General features: G+C 68.9%; 15 protein-coding genes. 10 read left to right on the top strand and 5 right to left on the bottom strand.

Annotated elements, in window-relative coordinates:
• Position 1 precedes the first annotated feature (1 nt).
• On the top strand, positions 2 to 709 hold the full coding sequence (gene ftsR / locus ELQ94_RS04605; RefSeq protein WP_127047688.1) for a transcriptional regulator FtsR: 708 nt from the start codon (positions 2 to 4) through the stop codon (positions 707 to 709).
• 262 nt (positions 710 to 971) lie between these two features.
• Positions 972 to 1,553 carry a MerR family transcriptional regulator gene (locus ELQ94_RS04600; RefSeq protein ID WP_166404656.1) on the top strand — a complete coding sequence of 194 codons (582 nt, stop codon included), beginning with the start codon at positions 972 to 974 and terminating at the stop codon, positions 1,551 to 1,553.
• A 180-nt stretch (positions 1,554 to 1,733) separates the two neighbouring features.
• On the opposite strand, the gene ELQ94_RS04595 is transcribed toward ELQ94_RS04600, so the two are convergent.
• On the bottom strand, positions 1,734 to 2,552 hold the full coding sequence (locus ELQ94_RS04595; protein WP_127047686.1) for a ParA family protein: 819 nt from the start codon (positions 2,550 to 2,552) through the stop codon (positions 1,734 to 1,736).
• Positions 2,553 to 2,630: 78 nt separating this feature from the next.
• Here ELQ94_RS04595 and ELQ94_RS04590 point away from each other — a divergent pair, with 78 nt between their 5' ends.
• The 3 genes from ELQ94_RS04590 to def all read left to right on the top strand — a co-directional run bounded on the left by ELQ94_RS04590 (position 2,631) and on the right by def (position 8,808).
• Positions 2,631 to 6,038: a pyruvate carboxylase gene (locus tag ELQ94_RS04590; protein ID WP_127047684.1), complete on the top strand. Its 3,408-nt coding sequence runs from the start codon at positions 2,631 to 2,633 to the stop codon at positions 6,036 to 6,038.
• Between the two features lie 936 nt (positions 6,039 to 6,974).
• Positions 6,975 to 8,324: a MinD/ParA family ATP-binding protein gene (locus tag ELQ94_RS04585; protein WP_127047682.1), complete on the top strand. Its 1,350-nt coding sequence runs from the start codon at positions 6,975 to 6,977 to the stop codon at positions 8,322 to 8,324.
• Positions 8,317 to 8,808 carry a peptide deformylase gene (gene def, locus ELQ94_RS04580; protein ID WP_127047680.1) on the top strand — a complete coding sequence of 164 codons (492 nt, stop codon included), beginning with the start codon at positions 8,317 to 8,319 and terminating at the stop codon, positions 8,806 to 8,808. The genes ELQ94_RS04585 and def overlap by 8 nt, the downstream gene beginning before the upstream one ends.
• An 88-nt stretch (positions 8,809 to 8,896) precedes the next feature.
• On the opposite strand, the gene ELQ94_RS04575 is transcribed toward def, so the two are convergent.
• Complete coding sequence (locus ELQ94_RS04575) at positions 8,897 to 10,723, bottom strand: AMP-dependent synthetase/ligase (protein WP_127047678.1); 1,827 nt, start codon at positions 10,721 to 10,723, stop codon at positions 8,897 to 8,899.
• A gap of 173 nt (positions 10,724 to 10,896) precedes the next feature.
• On the opposite strand from ELQ94_RS04575, the gene ELQ94_RS04570 reads away from it, so the two are divergent.
• From ELQ94_RS04570 to ELQ94_RS04560, 3 genes are all read left to right on the top strand, one after another.
• Complete coding sequence (locus ELQ94_RS04570; protein WP_127047676.1) at positions 10,897 to 11,859, top strand: ROK family glucokinase; 963 nt, start codon at positions 10,897 to 10,899, stop codon at positions 11,857 to 11,859.
• Positions 11,860 to 11,873: 14 nt separating this feature from the next.
• Complete coding sequence (locus ELQ94_RS04565) at positions 11,874 to 12,560, top strand: lysophospholipid acyltransferase family protein (RefSeq protein ID WP_127047674.1); 687 nt, start codon at positions 11,874 to 11,876, stop codon at positions 12,558 to 12,560.
• 167 nt (positions 12,561 to 12,727) lie between these two features.
• Positions 12,728 to 14,056 carry a class II 3-deoxy-7-phosphoheptulonate synthase gene (locus tag ELQ94_RS04560; protein WP_127050041.1) on the top strand — a complete coding sequence of 443 codons (1,329 nt, stop codon included), beginning with the start codon at positions 12,728 to 12,730 and terminating at the stop codon, positions 14,054 to 14,056.
• A gap of 165 nt (positions 14,057 to 14,221) precedes the next feature.
• Here the strand turns inward: ELQ94_RS04560 and pknB are convergent, their stop codons facing one another.
• Both pknB and ELQ94_RS04550 read right to left on the bottom strand, forming a co-directional pair.
• Complete coding sequence (pknB, locus tag ELQ94_RS04555) at positions 14,222 to 16,147, bottom strand: Stk1 family PASTA domain-containing Ser/Thr kinase (protein ID WP_243696861.1); 1,926 nt, start codon at positions 16,145 to 16,147, stop codon at positions 14,222 to 14,224.
• 76 nt (positions 16,148 to 16,223) lie between these two features.
• Complete coding sequence (locus ELQ94_RS04550) at positions 16,224 to 17,225, bottom strand: LysM peptidoglycan-binding domain-containing protein (protein WP_127047672.1); 1,002 nt, start codon at positions 17,223 to 17,225, stop codon at positions 16,224 to 16,226.
• A 183-nt stretch (positions 17,226 to 17,408) separates the two neighbouring features.
• On the opposite strand from ELQ94_RS04550, the gene ELQ94_RS04545 reads away from it, so the two are divergent.
• A complete protein-coding gene (locus ELQ94_RS04545) occupies positions 17,409 to 17,750 on the top strand; it encodes an Rv2175c family DNA-binding protein (protein ID WP_127047670.1) in 342 nt (113 codons plus the stop codon).
• Between the two features lie 106 nt (positions 17,751 to 17,856).
• Here ELQ94_RS04545 and ELQ94_RS04540 read toward each other — a convergent pair whose 3' ends face one another.
• Positions 17,857 to 18,954 (bottom strand): polyprenyl synthetase family protein, encoded by a 1,098-nt coding sequence (locus tag ELQ94_RS04540; RefSeq protein WP_127047668.1) that lies wholly within the window; start codon positions 18,952 to 18,954, stop codon positions 17,857 to 17,859.
• Between the two features lie 78 nt (positions 18,955 to 19,032).
• Between ELQ94_RS04540 and ELQ94_RS04535 the strand changes: the two genes are divergently transcribed.
• Positions 19,033 to 19,449, top strand: coding sequence for a DUF3040 domain-containing protein (locus ELQ94_RS04535; protein ID WP_127047666.1), 417 nt, complete (start codon positions 19,033 to 19,035; stop codon positions 19,447 to 19,449).
• Positions 19,450 to 19,581: the final 132 nt, after the last annotated feature.

Genomic DNA, 19,581 nt, shown 5'->3' with positions numbered 1-19,581 from the left:
CGTGCCGGCACGTGCCGCTCGCACGCCGGCGCCGGCGTCGTCCGAGGCTCTCCTCAGCATCGGCCAGGTCCTCGCCCGGCTCGCGGGCGAGTTCCCCGAACTGACGAACTCCAAGCTCCGGTTCCTGGAGGAGCAGGGTCTCGTGTTCCCGTCGCGGACGCGCTCCGGCTACCGCAAGTTCTCGATGGCCGACGTCGAACGAGTGCGCGTCGTCCTCTCGATGCAGCGCGACCACTACCTTCCCCTCAAGGTCATCCGGTCCTACCTGTCCGATCTCGACGCCGGGAAGGATCCGGCCATTCCCGGCGCCGGCGCCGGCGAGTCGGTCCAGAGCATCATCCCGGCCGCGCGACGGCTGGGGCGAGAGGATGTCATAGCCGAGGCGGGGGCCACCCCTCACCTGTTCGGCGACGCGATCTCGGCATCGCTCATCACACCGTCCGATTCCTACACGGAGGACACGGTGCAGGTTCTGCGCGCGCTCGTCGAACTGCAGCGCTCGGGGATCGAACCGCGGCACCTGCGCGGGTTCCGCGCCGCCGCCGAGAGGGAACTCGCCCTCATCGAGAGCGCGCTCATGCCCATCTCCAAGCGGGGGGACGCGGCGAGCCGCGCGAAGGCGCAGGAGATCTCCGGAGAGATCGCGGGTCATTTCGAGACGGTCAGGGGAAGTCTCATCCGCCAGGCGCTCGGTCGGTTCTCCGGCTGAGGCCCGGCCGCTTCGCCGGTGCCCACGTGTCGCATCGTCCGCCGACGCTCCGGAGGGCATGGTGCACCGCCCGGCGGAGACCTACACTGAGAGGACCGCTTCCGCTTCGGCCCCGTCGCTCCGACACGCCGACGGTATGAGGCGGATGTCTGACAGGAAGATGCCCGCGCTCGATAGCGTAGGAGGACAGCCCGGACGATGTTCGCACCCGACAGGGTGCTGAATCCCGTTCGATGAGTGAGACACCGAGAAGGGCAGTGAGATGAGCGGACCCGGCGACACGAGTCGACCCGGCGATCAGAACGCCGCCGGTCGCGGGCAGGACAGCCGCTACGATCTCGGGCTCCTCTTCACCGACGGGCTCCCCACACACGACGACGAAGCGGGATACCGCGGGGCCGTCGCGGCACGGGCGGCCGGGATCAGCTACCGCCAGCTCGACTACTGGGCTCGCACCGGCCTCGTCGAACCGACCGTGCGCGGTGCGGCGGGTTCGGGATCCCAGCGTCTCTACGGTTTCCGCGACATCCTCGTTCTCAAGCTCGTCAAGCGCCTCCTCGACACCGGGATCTCGCTCCAGCAGATCCGCACGGCCGTCAACCAGCTGCGCGAGTCGGGCGTCAACGACCTCGCGCAGACGACCCTCATGTCGGACGGTGCGAGCGTCTACCTCTGCACGTCGAACGACGAGGTCATCGACCTCGTCAGCCGTGGCCAGGGTGTCTTCGGAATCGCGGTCGGAAAGGTCCTCCGCGAGGTGGAGTCCACGCTCGTAGAGTTCGAGCCGCAGGCGCTCGACGCCGTCGACGAGCTCGCCGCTCGCCGTGCCGCCCGCACCGCCTGACCACCCGCACCCCACCACGTGCTCTCGGGGCCGCCCGTCCGCCCCGAGGACGCTCGCGAAGCTCGAGGGCGCCGCGTCCAGCCGTAGCCCTCGGGTCGGACGAGTGCCCTGGACGTGAGCCGGTCCGGAGCATCGAGTCGTCCCTCACAGACCACGCGAGGCGCGGGCGTGGAGTGTCCGCTAGGCCTTCGGAGCGGTGAGCTCGGCGTACTCGCCGACACGTCCCGTCCGCATGACGCGGTCGAGCAGCAGGTCGAAGTTCTTCGCCATCTCCTGAGCGCTCTCGCCGGGCCAGATGTGCACGGGCTTCGCGGCTCCCTGCGCCTGCTGGAGCGCGGTGCGCTCGGGGAGTTGGGGGGACAGCACGAGAGGCCCGAACATGTCGCGGAGTTCCTTGATCCGGAACTGGTGCTCGAGGGACTGGGCCCGCACACGGTTCACGATGATGCCGAGGGGCTGGAGCCGGGGGGAGAGTCCGCGTCGGATCTCCTCGATGGCGCGGAGCGCACGGTCGGCCGCGGCGACCGAGAAGAGTCCCGGCTCGGTGACGACGCTCACCCGGTCGCTCGCGGCCCAGGCCGTGCGCGTCAGGGCGTTGAGCGACGGCGCGCAGTCGATGAGCACGAGGTCGTACTCGGACTCGACGTGGGCGAGTGCCTCCTCGAGCTTCCAGATGTCTCGGATCGAGGGGTGCGGACCATCGAAGTTGATCGCTGAGGGGCTGCCGATCATGACGTCGATCGTGCCTGCGTGCGTCTTCGTCCAGCCCGACGGCGTGATCGCCTGTCTGACCGTCTTCTCCTTCGGCGACGCGAGGACATCCGCCACGCTCAGTCGGCCGGACAACGAGATGTCCATGCCGGTCGAGACGTCCGACTGCGGGTCGAGGTCGACGACGAGCGTGCGGATCCCCTTCGCGAACGCGGCGGAAGCCAGACCGAGGCTGACGGTGGTCTTGCCGACGCCTCCCTTGAGGCTGCTCACGCTGAGTACATGCACAATCAGATACGTTACCTTTACAACGGTTGAGGAACCTAACCGTTGCCTGTGCGCACCTCTCCTCCCGAAAGGCCCTGCATGTTCACGAAGATCCTGGTCGCCAACCGCGGGGAGATCGCCATCAGGGCGTTCCGAGCCGCATACGAGCTCGGAGCACAGACCGTCGCGGTCTTCCCCTACGAGGACCGGAACTCGTTCCACCGCCTGAAGGCGGACGAGGCGTACCAGATCGGCGAAGAGGGTCACCCGGTCCGCGCGTACCTCTCCGTCGACGAGATCATCCGTGTGGCACGGGAGAGCGGCGCCGACGCCATCTACCCGGGCTACGGCTTCCTGTCCGAGAATCCCGAGCTCGCCGAAAAGGCCGCGGAAGCCGGCATCACCTTCATCGGACCCGGATCCAACGTGCTCGAGATGGCCGGCAACAAGGTGACGGCCAAGGAGCACGCGATCGCGGCCGGAGTGCCCGTCCTGCGCTCGACGCCGGCCTCCGCCGACGTCGACGAGCTCGTCGCCCAGGCCGCCGACATCGGATTCCCCGTGTTCGCCAAGGCGGTCGCCGGCGGCGGCGGACGCGGAATGCGGCGCGTGGAGCGCCAGGAGGACCTTGCGGGCGCCCTCGCCGAGGCCATGCGCGAAGCGGACAGCGCCTTCGGCGACCCCCGCATGTTCCTCGAGCAGGCGGTGCTCCGTCCCCGCCACATCGAGGTCCAGATCCTCGCGGACGCCACGGGCGAGACCGTGCACCTCTTCGAGCGCGACTGCTCCGTGCAGCGGCGCAATCAGAAGGTCGTCGAGATCGCTCCGGCCCCCAACATCTCGGACGAGCTGCGCGAGGCCCTCCACCGCGACGCCGTCGCGTTCGCCCGGTCGATCGGCTACGTCAACGCCGGCACCGTCGAGTTCCTCGTCGACACGGTGGGCGAGCGGGCCGGCGAGCACGTGTTCATCGAGATGAACCCGCGCATCCAGGTGGAGCACACGGTGACCGAGGAGGTCACCGACGTCGACCTCGTGCAGTCCCAGATGCGCATCGCGGCGGGGGAGACCCTCGCCGACCTCGAGCTGCACCAGGAGAACATCCACCTTCGGGGCGCCGCACTCCAGTGCCGGATCACCACGGAGGACCCGACGCAGGGCTTCCGACCCGACACCGGCAAGATCTCGACCTACCGCTCGCCGGGTGGCGGCGGCATCCGCCTCGACGGCGGAACGGTCGCCTCCGGTGCTCAGATCAGCCCGCACTTCGACTCCATGCTCGCGAAGCTCACGTGCCGCGGACGCGACTTCCCCGCCGCCGTGAGCCGTGCCCGTCGCGCCCTCGCCGAGTTCCGCATCCGCGGCGTGTCGACCAACATTCCCTTCCTCCAGGCTGTGCTCGACGACGCCTCGTTCGTCGCGGGCGACCTCTCGACCTCCTTCATCGAAGAGCGGCCGGAGCTCCTGCGCGGTCGCGTCTCGAAGGACCGGGGCACGAAGATCATGTCCTGGCTCGCCGACGTCACGGTGAACCGCCCGAACGGGGACCGTCCCTCCGTCGCCGAGCCCTCGACGAAGCTCCCGGACATCGATCTCCAGGCCACCCCGCCGAGCGGCTCCCGCCAGCGCCTGCAGGAACTCGGACCGCGCGGTTTCGCCGAGGCCCTGCGTGCGCAGACGGCGCTCGCGGTCACCGACACGACCTTCCGCGACGCGCACCAGTCGCTCCTCGCCACGCGGGTCCGGACGAAGGAGCTCCTCGCCGCCGCACCGTACGTGGCCCGGATGACCCCCGAGCTCCTGTCGGTCGAGGCGTGGGGCGGGGCGACGTACGACGTGGCTCTCCGGTTCCTCGGCGAGGACCCGTGGGAGCGCCTCGACTCGCTGCGTTCGGCGCTGCCGAATGTCGCGATCCAGATGCTGCTCCGCGGCCGCAACACCGTGGGCTACACGCCGTACCCCACGGAGGTCACGTCGGCGTTCGTCGACGAGGCCGCCCGATCGGGGATCGACATCTTCCGCATCTTCGACGCTCTCAACGACGTCGCGCAGATGCGTCCCGCCATCGACGCGGTCCTCGAGACGGGCACATCCGTCGCCGAGGTCGCCGTGTGCTACACCGGTGACCTCCTCGATCCGGCGGAAGACCTCTACACCCTCGACTACTACCTCCGCCTCGCGGACGAGATCGTCTCGGCCGGGGCCCACGTCCTCGCGATCAAGGACATGGCAGGGCTGTTGCGCCCGGCCGCCGCGGCGACGCTCGTCTCCGCTCTGCGGAGCCGGTTCGACGTCCCCGTGCACGTACACACGCACGACACGGCCGGCGGCCAGCTGGCGACCCTCCTGGCGGCGAGCCAGGCCGGGGCCGACGCCGTGGACGTCGCCTCGGCGGCGATGGCGGGCACCACGAGCCAGCCGTCCGCGTCCGCTCTCGTGGCGGCCCTCGCACACACCGAGCGCGACACCGGGCTCTCCCTGCGCGCCGTGAGCGACCTCGAGCCGTACTGGGAGGCCGTTCGTGCCCTGTACAAGCCGTTCGAGTCGGGCCTCCCGGGACCGACGGGTCGCGTCTACCGCCACGAGATCCCCGGTGGTCAGCTGTCGAACCTCCGTCAGCAAGCGATCGCTCTGGGGCTCGCGAACGACTTCGAGCTCATCGAGGACATGTACGCCGCGGCGAACCGCATCCTGGGTCGTGTGCCCAAGGTGACGCCGTCCTCCAAGGTCGTCGGCGACCTCGCCCTCCACCTCGCCGCGGTCAAGGCCGATCCGGCCGACTTCGAGGAGAACCCGGGGTCGTACGACATCCCGGATTCGGTCGTGGGCTTCATGGCCGGGGAGCTCGGCGACCTGCCGGGCGGCTGGCCGGAGCCGTTCCGCTCGAAGGTGCTCGCCGGGCGTCACGTCGACATCTCCGTCACCCCGGTGGGCGACGACGACCTCCAGACCCTGCGCGAGCCGGGTGACGACCGTCGCTCGACCCTCAACCGACTGCTCTTCCCCGCTCCGACGAAGGCATTCCTCGAAACCCGCGAGCAGTTCGGCGACCTGTCCGTACTGTCGACGTCCGACTACCTCTACGGTCTCGAGAGCGGGCGTGAGCACGTCGTCGAGATCGCCAAGGGCGTCCGCCTGTACCTCGGCCTCGAGGCCATCGGGGACGCGGACGACAAGGGCATGCGCATGGTCATGACGACGCTCAACGGCCAGCTGCGGCCCCTCAGCGTGCGTGACCGCTCCATCGCCGTCGAGACCAAGGCGGCGGAGAAGGCCGACGCGTCCCAGTCCGGTCATGTGGCAGCGCCTTTCTCGGGGGTCGTCACCGTCAAGGTGGAGGAGGGCGCGACGGTGTCGGCCGGTCAGCCCGTCGCCTCCATCGAGGCCATGAAGATGGAGGCGGCGATCACCGCCTCCGTCGCCGGGGTGGTCGAACGCATCGCCATCAACACGACCCAGCAGGTGGAGGCCGGCGACCTGATCGTCGTCGTCCGGTCGTCCTCCTGACGGGCCTGACGCGTCTGCGCACAGCCGGCATCACCGTGTACTGATCCCCCGAACGGGGGATCAGTACACTTGTTGGCGCCCGAACGCTTTTCTCGAAAGGGGGCACCTCGCATGTCCGACACACCCCCGCGCCGCCCGACCGGCGTCCGCGCTCGACGGAGCGCCGTCGACCACATCGCCGACCACGGGGAGGCCCGCGAGCTCCCCGACCTCGTCGACGGGTCCTCGATCGACGTCGCGTCGATCTCGACCTCGACGTTCTCGATCGTGCCGCAGCCACTGCCCGCGAGCATCGACGAGGACCTCCTGGAGGACGACGAGGTCGTGGCCTCCGAGATCGACCCGGCGTCGGTGGACGACGTGACTCTCGACGACGTGCGTCCGCCGATCACGGATCCTCCAGTGGCGACCCGGACCGTACCCGACGACGCCCCGCGGAATTCCGCGGCGTCCGTCTCGGGGGTGAAGCCGACGTCGAAGCCGGCGTCGAAGCCCGTCGGGCCGACGCCATCCGCCGGCGCGGCCCCCACTGCGACGACCGCCGCCCGGAAACCCGCGGCCTCGACGTCACCGGTGGAGGAGTCCGCCACCGCCCAGAAGAACGCCGCTTCAGAGAAGAACGCCGCTTCACAGAAGAACGCCACGAAGCCGGCGGACGCGAAGCAGACGGCCGCGAAGCGCACTGCCCCGAGACCATCGGCCGCGAGAACCACGGAGGCGAACGCGAGGAGAGCAGAGTCCGTCGTGACCGCGTCCTCCTCCGAGAAGCCGCCGGCCGCGACCTCGAAGGCGACGAAGCCCGCTGCCGCGAAACGTGCTGCTGCGAAGACGTCCGCGAAGAACGCGTCCGCGCCGACGGCGCCCCAGTCGGCGACCACGACGGACGATGGGCCCGCGGGAAGGTCCTCGCCCGTCTCCCGGACGGCAGCGCCGGGCATGTCCGTCTCGAATTCTCCGGCCCCGGAGGCGGCCGCCTCCGGTCCCGGTGTGACGACGGCGGACGCGCCTGCTACTCCGGCGGAGCCGGGTTTCGGCGTGGCCGAGCACCCGGTCGATGGGACCGTCGTTCCGCCGGTGCACCTCGCCTCGGCGACTATCGTCGTGGACCTCCCGCCGGCGGAGGAGCCCGACGTGCCGGACGACGAACGCGCTCTCGCGATCGACGAGATCCCGGTGACCTCGGACGAGCGTGCGCGGACGACGACGAGTTCGGTCGCCGTCCCCGAGGGAGCGAGGCCGACCGAGGAGGACGACCGCGTCGACGAGACACCCACCTCCCCGGCCTACACGGGGATGAGCGTCGCCCGCGCCCTCGCGGGGGCGCCGGAGTCGGCCTCGATGCTCACAGCCGAACGTCTCCTCGACCAGGGCCGCGACGCGCGTCGGGTTCCCGAGGGATTCTGGCAGAAGCTCCTCTTCGACCTCTCGGGTCGCCGGATCCGCTTGTCGGACTCGAAAGCCGCTCGCGCGCGAACGGCGCTGACCGAGCGCATCGCGACACCCTTGACCGGCGGCGCGCGCTTCGTGCCCGTCCTCACGCGCAAGGGCGGCGTCGGCAAGACCACGGTCACGACGCTCATGGGGATGGCGCTGGCCGACGCACGCGACGACCGGGTGATCGCCGTCGATGCCAACCCGGATCGGGGCACGCTCGCCGAGCGTCTGACCCGGCGCAGCGAGCACACGGTGCGTGATCTCGTCCGCGGGGCGGACGACGTGGCGGGCTACGCCGAGTTCTCGGCCCTCGTCTCTCGCGACGCCACCCGGCTCGACGTGCTCTCGTCGGACTCGGATCCGCACATCTCCCAGGCCTTCGCCGAGGAGGACTACGACGTCGTCGCGCGCCTGGCGTCGCAGTACTACTCGCTGATCCTCACGGACTGCGGCACGGGCATCGTGCACTCCGTCATGGGGGCGACCCTGCGCCACGCCGACACCCTCGTGGTCGTCTCAGGGACGAGCATCGACGAGGCGCGCAGCGCATCCGAGACCCTCTCGTGGCTCGAGGCGAACGGGTATCCCGAGCTCGCCGCCGAGGCGGTGGTCGTGATCAACTCGACCACGCCCGGTACACCGCCCGTGCGTCTCGACGAGATCGAGAAGCACTTCGAGTCGCGCGTGCGGAGCATCGTGCGCGTCCCCTTCGACACCCATCTCGCGACGGGGGCTGCCATCACGTTCACCGACCTCCGCCAGGAGACGCGCCAGGCCGTGCGAGAGCTCGCCGCCGCCGTGGTCGAAGGACTCCCTGGTGCACGCAACAGAAAGGCTGGCTCCCGTGGCTGAGCGCGAGATCCGATTGTTCGGCGACCCCGTCCTCAAGACGGCATGCGATCCCGTGGCCGAGGTCACCGACAAGGTGAGGGGCCTCGTGGAGGACCTCCTCGACTCCGTCGCCCTCCCGGGCCGTGCCGGGGTGGCCGCGAACCAGATCGGCGTGGGGCTCCGCGCGTTCAGCTACAACGTCGACGGCCAGATCGGGTATGTCATCAACCCCGTGCTCGTCGAGGTCTCGGGAGAGCCCGAACTCGTCGACGAGGGATGCCTGTCGGTGCCGGGCCTGTGGTATCCCACGAAGCGGTACCCGTTCGCCCGCGTGACCGGGATCGACGTGGACGGGGAACCCGTGGAGGTCTCGGGCACCGGGGTGCTCGCGCAAGCTCTGCAGCACGAGACGGACCACCTCGACGGGATGCTCTACCTCGATCGGCTGGACAAGGACAACCGCCGTGCCGCCATGAAGCAGGTCCGCGAGTCCAGCTGGTTCTGACCTACTCTGTCCACCCTGAAAAATCCCCTCTGTGCCCGAAGACCCGGGCACAGAGGGGATTTCCAGGGGGCTGAGGGGGCTGAGGGGATCAGCCGACGGTCGAGAAGCCCTGCGTCGGCGGGGGAGTCATGGTGTAGATGCCCTCGATGTCATCGGCGAAGTCCGTCATGATGACGTTGCGCTTGATGCTCATCTTCGGCGTGAGGTGACCGGAACCCTCGGTGAACTCCGTCGGGAGGATCACGAACTTGCGGATGGACTCGGCGCGCGACACCTTGGTGTTGGCCGTGTCGATCGCTCGCTGGATCTCCGCGAGCACCGCCGGGTTCTTCGCGGCCTGCTCGAGTGTCATCGACTTGTCCTGGCCGTTGTTGTCGAGCCAGGCCGGGAGCATCTCGGGGTCGAGCGTGATGAGCGCGGCGATGAACGGTTTCTGGTCGCCGACGACGACGACCTGGCCGACGACGGGGTTCGACCGGATCGGGTCCTCGAGCGCTGCGGGAGCGACGTTCTTGCCACCCGCGGTGACGATGATCTCCTTCTTCCGTCCTGTGATGGTGAGGAAGCCGTCGGCGTCGAACGAACCGATGTCGCCGGTCTTGAACCATTCGCCGTCGAAGGCCTCCGCCGTCGCCGCAGGGTTCTTCCAGTACTCCCGGAAGACGTTGATCCCGGAGACCTCGACCTCGCCGTCGTCCTGGATGCGGATCCCCACACCGGGCAGCGCCGGACCGACGGTGCCGATCTTGGATCGATCCGCGAGGTTCACGCTCGCCGGGGCGGTCGTCTCCGTGAGGCCGTAGCCCTCGAGGATCACGATGCCGAGGCTGTGGAAGAAGTGGCCGAGGCGCGGGCCGAGCGGCGCGGATCCGGACACCGCGTACTCGACGCGGCCGCCCATGGCCGCTCGCAGCTTGCTGTAGACGAGCTTGTCGAAGAGCCGGAACTTCAGCTTCAGACCGAGCGGTACCGAGCCCGTCTCCTGCGCCTTGCTGTACGCGACGGCGACGTCGGCCGCCGCGCGGAAGATCTTCCCCTTGCCGCCGGCCTCGGCCTTCTGCTCCGCCGAGTTGTAGACCTTCTCGAAGACGCGCGGGACGGCGAGCAGGAACGTGGGCTTGAACGAGCCGAGGGAGGGGAGGAGTTGGCGCGTGTCCGGCTGGTGTCCGGTCTTCACGCCTCCGGTCACCGCGAGGATCGAGATGAACCGAGCGAAGATGTGCGCCGTGGTGATGAAGAGGAGCGTCGAGGCGGCCGGGTGGACGATCGCGCTCATCGAGACGGCGGCGTTGCGGCAGAGTTCGACGAAGTTGGAGTGTGTGAGCACGCAGCCCTTGGGCTTGCCGGTCGAGCCCGACGTGTAGATGAGGGTCGCGACGTCGGAACCCTTGGCGAGCGAGCGTCGGCGCTCGATCTCCTCGTCGGAGACGCCTGTGCCGGAGGCGGCGAGCTTGTCGAGGTCGCCGAGATCGACCTGCCAGACCGACCGGATGAGCGGCAGGTCGCCGTGGACCTCGTCGAACCGCGAGAAGTGGTCGGCTGTCTCGACGATCATCGCGATGGCTTCGGAGTCCGTGAGGTTCCAGTGCACCTGGCTCGGCGCGCTCGTCTCGTAGACGGGGACGAGGATCGCGCCGGCGAACCAGGTCGCGAAGTCGACGAGCGTCCACTCGTAGCGGGTCTTGCACATGAACCCGATCTTGTCGCCGGGTTCGATGCCCGCGGCGACGAGGCCCTTCGCGAGCGCGATGACCTGACGATGGAACTCGGCCGCCGTGACGTCCACCCACTCGCCTCCGCGCGGGAGGGCGAAGAGGGCGCCGTTCGGTGTCGCGGCGACGCGGTCGACCAGCAGGTCGGTGGCGTTTGCTTCGGGATCGGCTGGGACGACGGCCGGTACGACGAACTGTTCCACGTCAACTCCTTTGATGGCGCGAGAGAATGTCCCCCCATCTTAGGCTGCACGGAGGCCGTCCGGCGGAGCGGACGGCCCGTCGATGGCATCGTCGCGACGCTCCGCATACACTCGGTGAGGTCGTGCGTCCCGGTCGGGCACGCCGACGTCGGACGTCTAGGAGGTACACGCGCGTGCTCGCGATCGGAATCGACATCGGTGGGACCAAGATCGCCGGAGCACTCGTCGATGACGACGGCACCATCCTCTCGGAGTCGCGAGTGCCCTCTCCCGCCTCGTCGTCCACCGCCATCGAGGACGCGGTCGTCGCGATGGTCCAGCAGCTCGCCGCCGGACACGACGTCGCCGGCGTGGGTGTCGCCGCGGCCGGTTTCATCGACGCCGCGCAATCGACCGTCTACTACGCGCCGAATCTCAGCTGGCGGAACGAACCCTTCGAGGCGAAGCTCACCGCGCGCCTCAACCTGCCCGTCGTGATCGAGAACGACGCCAACGCCGCGGGCTGGGCCGAGTTCCGATTCGGAGCGGGACGGCTCGTGAGCGACATGGTCATGCTGACGATCGGGACCGGGGTGGGAGGCGCGATCGTCACGGGGGACGCGCTCTTCCGCGGCGGCTTCGGCGTGGGAGCCGAGATCGGCCACATGCGCGTCGTGCCCGGTGGCCTGCCGTGCGGATGCGGCGAACGCGGGTGCATCGAGCAGTATGCGTCGGGTCGCGCGCTGTTGCGCTACGCCAACGAGCTCGCCGACGCCGGTGGAGTGGGACAGGCCCTCGCCGACCGCCGCGCGCTCGCCCCCCTCGACGGCCATGTGCTCGCCGAGCTGATCACGGCCGGAGACGGCGGGGCTCTCGCGGCTCTCCGACAGGTGGGGAGCTGGATCGGGCAGGCGACCGCGAGCCTCGGGGCGATCCTCGACCCCCAGCTCTTCGTGATCGGAGGGGGCGTCGCCCAGTCCGGCGATCTCCTCCTCGAGCCCATCCGGCAGGCCTACATCGACCACGTCCCGGCCCGCGGTTACCACCCCGTGCCGGAATTCACCATCGCCGAGCTCGTCAACGACGCCGGCGTCGTCGGAGCGGCCGATCTCGCCCGCATCAGCGCCGAGCGCCGCCATCACGGCGTGCGCCCGTAGAACGAAGGAGCATCGTGTTCTACTGGTTCATGAAGAACATCGTCGCAGGTCCGCTTCTCAAGGCGCTCTTCCGCCCGTGGGTGGTGGGGGTCGAGAACATCCCACGCACCGGTGGTGTGATCCTCGCGAGCAATCACCTGTCGGTCATCGACTCCGTCTTCCTGCCGCTCTACCTCGATCGGCGTATCTCTTTCCTCGCCAAGAGCGAATACTTCACGGGGCGGGGCATCGGCGGGTGGACGACGCGCATGTTCATGCGCGCGACGGGTCAGCTCCCGATCGACCGTTCGGGCGGCAAGGCCTCGGAGGCCTCGCTCAACACCGGGCTCGGCGTGCTCGGTCGCGGGGAGCTCCTCGGCATCTATCCGGAGGGGACCCGGAGCCCGGATGCCCGCATGTACCGCGGCCGTACGGGCGTCGCCCGGATGGTCCTCGAGGCCGGCGTGCCGATCGTGCCCGTCGCGATGATCGACACGGAGAAGGTCATGCCGATCGGCCGACGCCTTCCGAAGCTCCGACGCCCGGGCATCGTCATCGGGGCTCCTCTCGATTTCTCGCGCTTCGAGGGGCTCGAGGGGGATCGCTTCGTGCTCCGCTCTGTGACCGACGAGCTCATGTACGAATTGAACCGGTTGAGCGGCCAGGAGTACGTCGACGTCTACGCGACGACCATGAAGAACAAGCCAGCCCCGACGCGCTGACGCCGTGGGCCTCGACGGGCGTCACGAACGCCGGGACGGGGAGTGTTTCGGGATAGGCTGACTCCTTGACACCCACCCGATTCCGGGCATACTCATGCCCGCTCGACGATCAGGAAACAACTCTCGTGACCCAGCCGACGGAACAAATCGTGAAGCCTGACGATTCTGTGATCGCGGGTCTCGATTATTGGCGTCAGCTGCCGATCAAGCAGCAGCCCGAGTGGGACTCATCCACCGGGGCGGCCGCTGCGTCGGCCGAGATCGCCGGCCTCCCGCCGCTCGTCTTCGCCGGCGAGGTCGACATCCTGCGCGAGCGCCTCGCTCGCGCGGCGAGCGGACAAGCCTTCCTCCTCCAGGGCGGCGACTGCGCGGAGACCTTCGCGGGAGCGACGGCCGAGCAGATCCGCAATCGGGTCAAGACGATCCTGCAGATGGCCGTCGTCCTGACCTACGGCGCCTCGATGCCCGTCGTCAAGATGGGCCGGATGGCCGGGCAGTTCGCGAAGCCGCGGTCGAGCGACACCGAGACCCGTGGGGGAGTCACGCTTCCCGCGTACCGTGGCGACATCGTGAACGGCTACGACTTCACACCCGAGTCCCGCCGCGCCGATCCCTCCCGCCTCGTGCAGGGGTACCACACCGCTGCGTCGACCCTGAATCTCATCCGCGCGTTCACGCAGGGTGGTTTCGCCGACCTCCGCGAGGTGCACTCCTGGAACCAGGGCTTCGCTCGGAATCCCGCGAACCAGCGGTACGAGCAGCTCGCCAAGGACATCGACAAGGCGATCCGCTTCATGGAGGCGGCCGGGGCGGACTTCGACTCGCTCAAGCGTGTCGAGTTCTACACGGCCCACGAGGGTCTGCTCATGGACTACGAACGGCCCATGACGCGCATCGACTCCCGCACCGGTACGCCGTACAACACCTCGGCGCACTTCGTCTGGATCGGGGAACGTACACGCGACCTCGACGGTGCGCACGTCGACTTCCTGTCGCGGGTCCGCAATCCGATCGGCGTGAAGCTCGGTCCGTCCACGACGGCAGACGACATGCTCGCGCTCATCGACAAGCTCGACCCGAACCGCGAGCCGGGTCGTCTGACCTTCATCACCCGCATGGGTGCCGGCAAGATCCGCGACGCGCTCCCGCCCCTCCTCGAGGCGATCAAGGCGTCGGACGCGACCCCGCTCTGGGTGACGGACCCGATGCACGGCAACGGCCTCACGACCCCCACCGGATACAAGACGCGTCGTTTCGACGACGTCGTCGATGAGGTCAAGGGCTTCTTCGAGGCGCACCGCGCGGCCGGCACGCACCCCGGCGGGATCCATGTCGAGCTCACGGGGGACGACGTCACCGAGTGCCTCGGCGGCTCGGAGCACATCGACGAGGCATCGCTCGCAACGCGGTACGAGTCCCTGTGCGATCCGCGGCTCAACCACATGCAGTCGCTCGAGCTCGCCTTCCTCGTGGCGGAGGAGCTCGCTCAGGCCTGACGCAGAAGAGACGCAATGACGGCGCCCCGGGAGATCCTCCCGGGGCTCCGTCGTCGTCTCACCGATCGGCTTCGGTGTCGTCCTCGGATCTCACCGCACCGTCGACCTGGCGACTGACGTCGATCTGGCTTGTGAGGCCGACCTCACGGTGGAATCGATCCGGCCCTAGAGGTTCGCGGCGATCGTCACGGTCGCGTAGCGCCGGACGGATGTACCGCCCGCGGGGTCCTGGGAGACGATGGAGAACAGCGCCTCACCCCAGAGATCCTCCGGGACCGCGGTCTGGATCTCGACCACGAATCCGAGTCCCTCGAGCGTCGCCTTCGCGTCGGTGATCGTCTGACCGATGACGTCGGGCACCTCGACGAGGTCCTGCCCCTTGGAGACGACGAGGGTCGCCGTGTCTCCGGGATGCAGTGAGCCCTCCGGGAGGATCACTCGGATGACCTGACCCTTCTCGAAGTCGTCGCTGAACTCCTGCTGGTTCGTCTCGGCGACGGTGAGGCCGACGGACTCGAGGTCGTTCCGCGCCGTGCTCTGACCCTGACCGACGACGTCGGGGATGCCTCCCACGGAGACGATCGCATCGAGGGCGGCTCCCTGCAGCACCGTGCCGGCCTCCTTCACGAAGTCGGTCCCGGCGGCGTCGGTGACGCTGATCACCACGTCCTTGGGCACGTCCCCGGAATACTGCTGCGTGGCCTCGTTCACGGTGAGTCTGTTCGCCTCCGCGAACTCCTGCACCTCGGCGAGGGTCGCGCCCTGGAACATCCCGATCGAGACGGGCTGGCGCCCCTGCGAGACGTAGAGCGTGACGGTGCCGTCCTTGTCGACGAAGGTCCCGGGTTCGGGATCCGTGCGCGTCACGAGCCCCTCGTCGATGTCGAAGCTGTACTCCTGGGCCTCGGCCACGTTGAAACCCAACGCCGTGAGGCGTGCCGATGCGGCGGCAGGATCCATCTCCGAAACGCTCGGCACCTGGACGCGCGAGCCGGGGCCCGAGCCGAAGTACCAGCCGGTCCCGCCGGCGAGCCCGGCGAGCAGAAGGACGACGAGGAAGAGCGCGAAGCCCTTCTTACGTCGCCTCGCCGTACGCGTCGTGAGACGGCTCGCATCGTCGGACGGACCGTCCGCGGTCGCCGTGGACGTGGTCGGCCCGGTGAGCACGGAGGTGAGTTCGGAGCCGCCGGGCAGAGGCAGAGGGGGGAGGAACGTGGTCGACTGACTGCTCACCGAGACGTTGAGGCCGAGTTGCCGTTCGATCTCGTGGAGCCGTTCGAGGAGTTCACCGGCCGTGGAGGGTCGCTGCTCGGGATCACGCTCGGTGGCCCAGAGGACGAGGTCGTCGAGCTCGTCCGGGACCTCGGGGTTCCGCGCGCTCGGGCGGGGAACGGAGTCGTTCGCGTGCTGGTAGGCGATCTGCATCGGCTGCTCGCCCTTGTACGGCTGCTCGCCGGTGAGCATCTCGTACATCATGATGCCGAGGGCGTAGATGTCGCTCCGGGTGTCCGCGATTCCGCGCGTGACGAGCTCGGGGGAGAGGTACGCGATCGTTCCGAGGAGCGCCTGTCCCGTCGCGGTGTTCGCGCTCGCGGCTCGGGCGAGCCCGAAGTCGCTGATCTTGATGCGGCCGTCGTCCGCGAGGAGTACGTTCTCCGGCTTGACGTCGCGGTGGACGATTCCGGCGCGGTGCGCTGCGGCGAGACCGGTGAGCACGGCGTCCATGATGTCCACGACCTGCTGTGCGGAGAGGATACCCCGCTCGGCGAGGAGCTCCCGCAGCGTGATGCCCGGCAGGTACTCCATCACCAGGTAGGCCATGTCGCTGTCCTGGCCCTGGTCGAAGACGCTCACGACGTGAGGGTTCGCGAGTCGGGCCGCCGAGCGCGCCTCCTGGATGAATCGGTTCTTGAACGTCGAGTCGTCGGAGAGGTGGCCGTGCATGACCTTGATCGCGACGCGGCGCTCGAGCCGCTGGTCCGTGGCGAGATAGACGGTGGCCATTCCGCCGCGGGCGATGCGAGAACGCACGAGGTACCGACCGTCGATGAGACGGCCGATCATCGGGTCGGTCTGCTGGCCAGTCGTCACATCTGAATTCTAGGGAGCGAGGTCGACCCGGGCGGGAATGAACACGGCGAAACCGCGCATCCGACCCCGGATCGGGTCAGAGTTCGGCGAGCCAGGAGCGAGCGGACTGCTCCCACTTCGCGTAGGCGTCCGGGTAGGCCGAGATCTGCACGGCCTGCGCGGCCTCGGCGACGGACATCGATTCCCACCCTCGGACGTCGAGGAGGCCGAGGGTCTTGCCCTGCACGCCGACGAAGAACGCCGTCGCCGAGTAGGTGGGGTCCGAGATCTGCTCGACACTGCCCCAGCCCTGGCTCGGGCGCTGCTGGAAGAGACCGATGGAGTCGGCGTGGCCGTAGTCGAGGTTGCGGAGGCCGGATTCCTGCATCGCGGCGGCGAGAGCGATGACGAGGGCCTCGTCCCCCACGCCGATCGATCGTCCGACGGAGACGATCGCCGCGGCGTTGCTGCGCATCTCGGCGTTCATCGGGGTGGTCGAGGTCGTAGGGGCCGGAGCTGGCTCCGGTGCCGGTGCCGGTGTCGAGCTTTTCGCGCCGGGGATGACGAGGGTCTGACCGGGATAGATGATGCTCGCGCGGCTCAGGCCGTTGGCCGAGAGGATCGCGTCGAGGCTCACGCCGTGCGTAGTCGCGATGCCGATGAGGGTGTCGCCGCCGACGACCGTGTGTGCGCGGTCTGCCTCCGACTCCTGCGTCGGAGCCGGAGCCGGAGCGGGAGCGGGTGCCGGTGTCGACGGCGCCTTCGACAGCACGAGCTTCTGGCCGGGGTAGATCACAGAGGACCACCCGAGTCCGTTGGCGGCGAGGACCGTCTTCACTCCGAGTCCGAAACGGGCCGCGATCCCGGAGACCGTGTCGCCCGAGACGACGGTGTACGAGCTCGGCGCGGCCGCGGTCGCGACGACCGTCACGGGCGCCGCCGCTGCTTGCGGCGGGAGGGACCTCATCGGCAGGGGCTCGAGCGGAGCCGGCGACGTCGGCGCGTTCGCAGCGGCCGGGGAGCCCGGGTGGAGCGCCGAGGCGAGAGCAGCGACGAGGGCGAAGGGAAGGCCCTTGGCTGCGGTGCGGATGACGGTCATCGTGTCCCCCAAAAGTAGGTCAAATCGGTTGTCACGTTGTCACAGATGGATTGTCGAGTCAACCAGCGTGGCTCCCGTGACGGATGTGGTTTGCGCGGTATAGACACCGGGAGGGACATGATTCCTGCCGAGGAGACGAGGTCGCGGGTTGGATACGTCGGGGCGCCGTGTCAGACTCTGGGGGTGAACGATGTGTACTCCGCTCGCGAATGGCTGACGGTCCCGGACCTCGCCGAACGCCTGGACACGACCCCGAGTCGGGTCCGCCGCTTTATCGAGGACCGCCATCTCCTCGCGTCCCGGATCGACGGGGTGCTCAAGGTGCCCGCTGTCTTCCTCGACGGGCAGGAGCCGCTGAGCTCGCTGCGCGGCACGATCATCGTGCTCTCCGACAACGGTTTCGCCGACGAGGAGGCGATGACGTGGCTGCTCGGCGTGGATGACATCCTGGGCGCCGCGCCGATCGACGCGCTCATCGCCGGGCGCAAGGCCGAGGTCCGTCGCGTCGCCCAGTCGCTCGCCTGAACGAGCGCCGCTCGCCTGAGCGAGCCTCGCCCGCGGACCCGGGATCGACGCTCTCGCCTGCTCGGCCGTGACCCGGTGGCCCGCCGACGCATACGCCGGCGTGGCGTCAGGATTTCCGGTCGGTGACCGCGTGTGCGAGCCGAGCGAGCGATGACCGCGCCTCGTCGTCGATGTCGAGCGCTGCGAGGGCCGCGAGGGAATCGTCCGTGTGGGAACGGATGAGATCCTCCACGCGGTCGAGGGCGCCGCACTCGCGGATCGTGGCCTGGAGTGACGCGACGCCGGCGTCGTCGAGCTCGGCGTCGCCGAGGAGTTCGTCGACGATGCGGACGTGGGGCGCGGGGAGCGCGGCCCTCGTCAAGGCGATCAGGACCGTCCTCTTCCCCTCACGCAGGTCGTCTCCCGACGGCTTACCCGTGACGGACGCGTCGCCGAATACCCCGAGGACGTCGTCGCGCAGCTGGAAGGCGATCCCGAGCGGGAGGCCGAAGGCGCGGAGGGCGTCGAGCGTCGCCGGGTCTGCGCCGGCCAGAGCCGCCCCCAGCACGAGCGGGGACTCGATGCTGTAGCCGGCGGACTTGAAACGGATCACACGCCAGGCCGCCTCGAATTGCTCGGCCTCCGTGCGGGCGCCCCAGGCCTGCTCCTCCAGGATGTCGAGGTACTGACCGGCCGTGACCTCGCTGCGCATCCGGTTGAATTCGAGTCGCGCGGCGCGCGCCACCCGGCGATCGGGCAGGGATTCGAGCGCCTCGTCGAGGAGTTCGTCGCTCCACCCGAGCAGGAGATCGCCGAGGAGGATGCCGGACGAGCGGCCGAAGGCTCCGGCATCACCCCGCCAATCGGACTCGGCGTGGGTCGAGGCGAACCGGACGTGCGCGGCCGGCGCCCCGCGCCGCGTGTCGGAGTTGTCGATGATGTCGTCGTGCACGAGGGCGGCGGCGTGGAAGATCTCGAGGGATGCCGCGGCCGAGACGACGACGCGGACGGTCTCGGGGCTCGGTGAACCCGATGGGGCGAACGCCCGCCACCCCCACCAACAGAACAGCGCCCGGAATCGCTTGCCACCCCTGAGAAACTCCCGGGAAACCGCGGCGAAATCGAGGGCGTCGGAGCCCAGCGGCGCGAGAATCGATGTGCGGGAGTCGAGGAAGGCATCGATCCGGTCTTGCACAAGTTCAGGAAGACGTCCACTCTCGATCACGCACCTAGCCTAGCCACCGCGCGGCGGTTAGAATCTGAGGATCATCTCGGCTTCGCCGCAGCTCAAAAGGGGAACACCATGCCACTGTCTGAACAGGAGCAACGCCTCCTCGACGAGATGGAGCGAAACCTCTACCGCAATGACGCGGATTTCGTCTCGACCGTCGCCGGTCGTCGAGGGAAGCCGAGCTATCGGGGGATCGCCATCGGGGCTCTCGTCGCCCTTCTCGGAGTCGCCGGGCTCGTGCTCGGCGTCGTCCTGCAGATGCCGCTCGTCGGTGTCCTGGCCTTCGCCGTCATGCTCGCCGGCGTGATGGTCGCGATCTCGCCGTCGAAGGGCGGGTCGAAGGCTGCGCCGCGTGATGCCCGTGACATCTTCACCGCTCCGTCGCGATCCACCGGCCAGCGACCCGGCGGAAACAAGGCGTCGTCAGGCGGATTCATGGACAAGCTCAATTCGCGATGGGAGCGTCGTCAGGACGACGGCAACGGGTAGGCGCCGGGCGGCCTGAGGCCGTCGCCCCTCCACCTCCCTCCCCACAGGGGTCGATCTTCGGATCGGCCCCTTTTTTCATGCCCGGATTCGGCTCGGGATCGTGAACTTTCCTCCACACCCCTCCACCCCTTG

Origin of the sequence: Labedella endophytica (genome assembly GCF_003990045.1) — a bacterium.
Taxonomy (GTDB): Bacteria; Actinomycetota; Actinomycetes; order Actinomycetales; family Microbacteriaceae; genus Labedella; species Labedella endophytica.
This window is presented reverse-complemented; position numbering and strand designations above follow the sequence as displayed.

Excerpts from the sequence above, each read along its gene's own strand:
- ELQ94_RS04550 (WP_127047672.1), bottom strand. The coding sequence starts at position 17,225 with ATGACCGTCATCCGCACCGCAGCCAAGGGCCTTCCCTTCGCCCTCGTC.
- ELQ94_RS04600 (WP_166404656.1), top strand. The coding sequence starts at position 972 with ATGAGCGGACCCGGCGACACGAGTCGACCCGGCGATCAGAACGCCGCC.
- ELQ94_RS04535 (WP_127047666.1), top strand. The coding sequence starts at position 19,033 with ATGCCACTGTCTGAACAGGAGCAACGCCTCCTCGACGAGATGGAGCGA.
- ELQ94_RS04590 (WP_127047684.1), top strand. The coding sequence starts at position 2,631 with ATGTTCACGAAGATCCTGGTCGCCAACCGCGGGGAGATCGCCATCAGG.
- ELQ94_RS04585 (WP_127047682.1), top strand. The coding sequence starts at position 6,975 with ATGTCCGTCTCGAATTCTCCGGCCCCGGAGGCGGCCGCCTCCGGTCCC.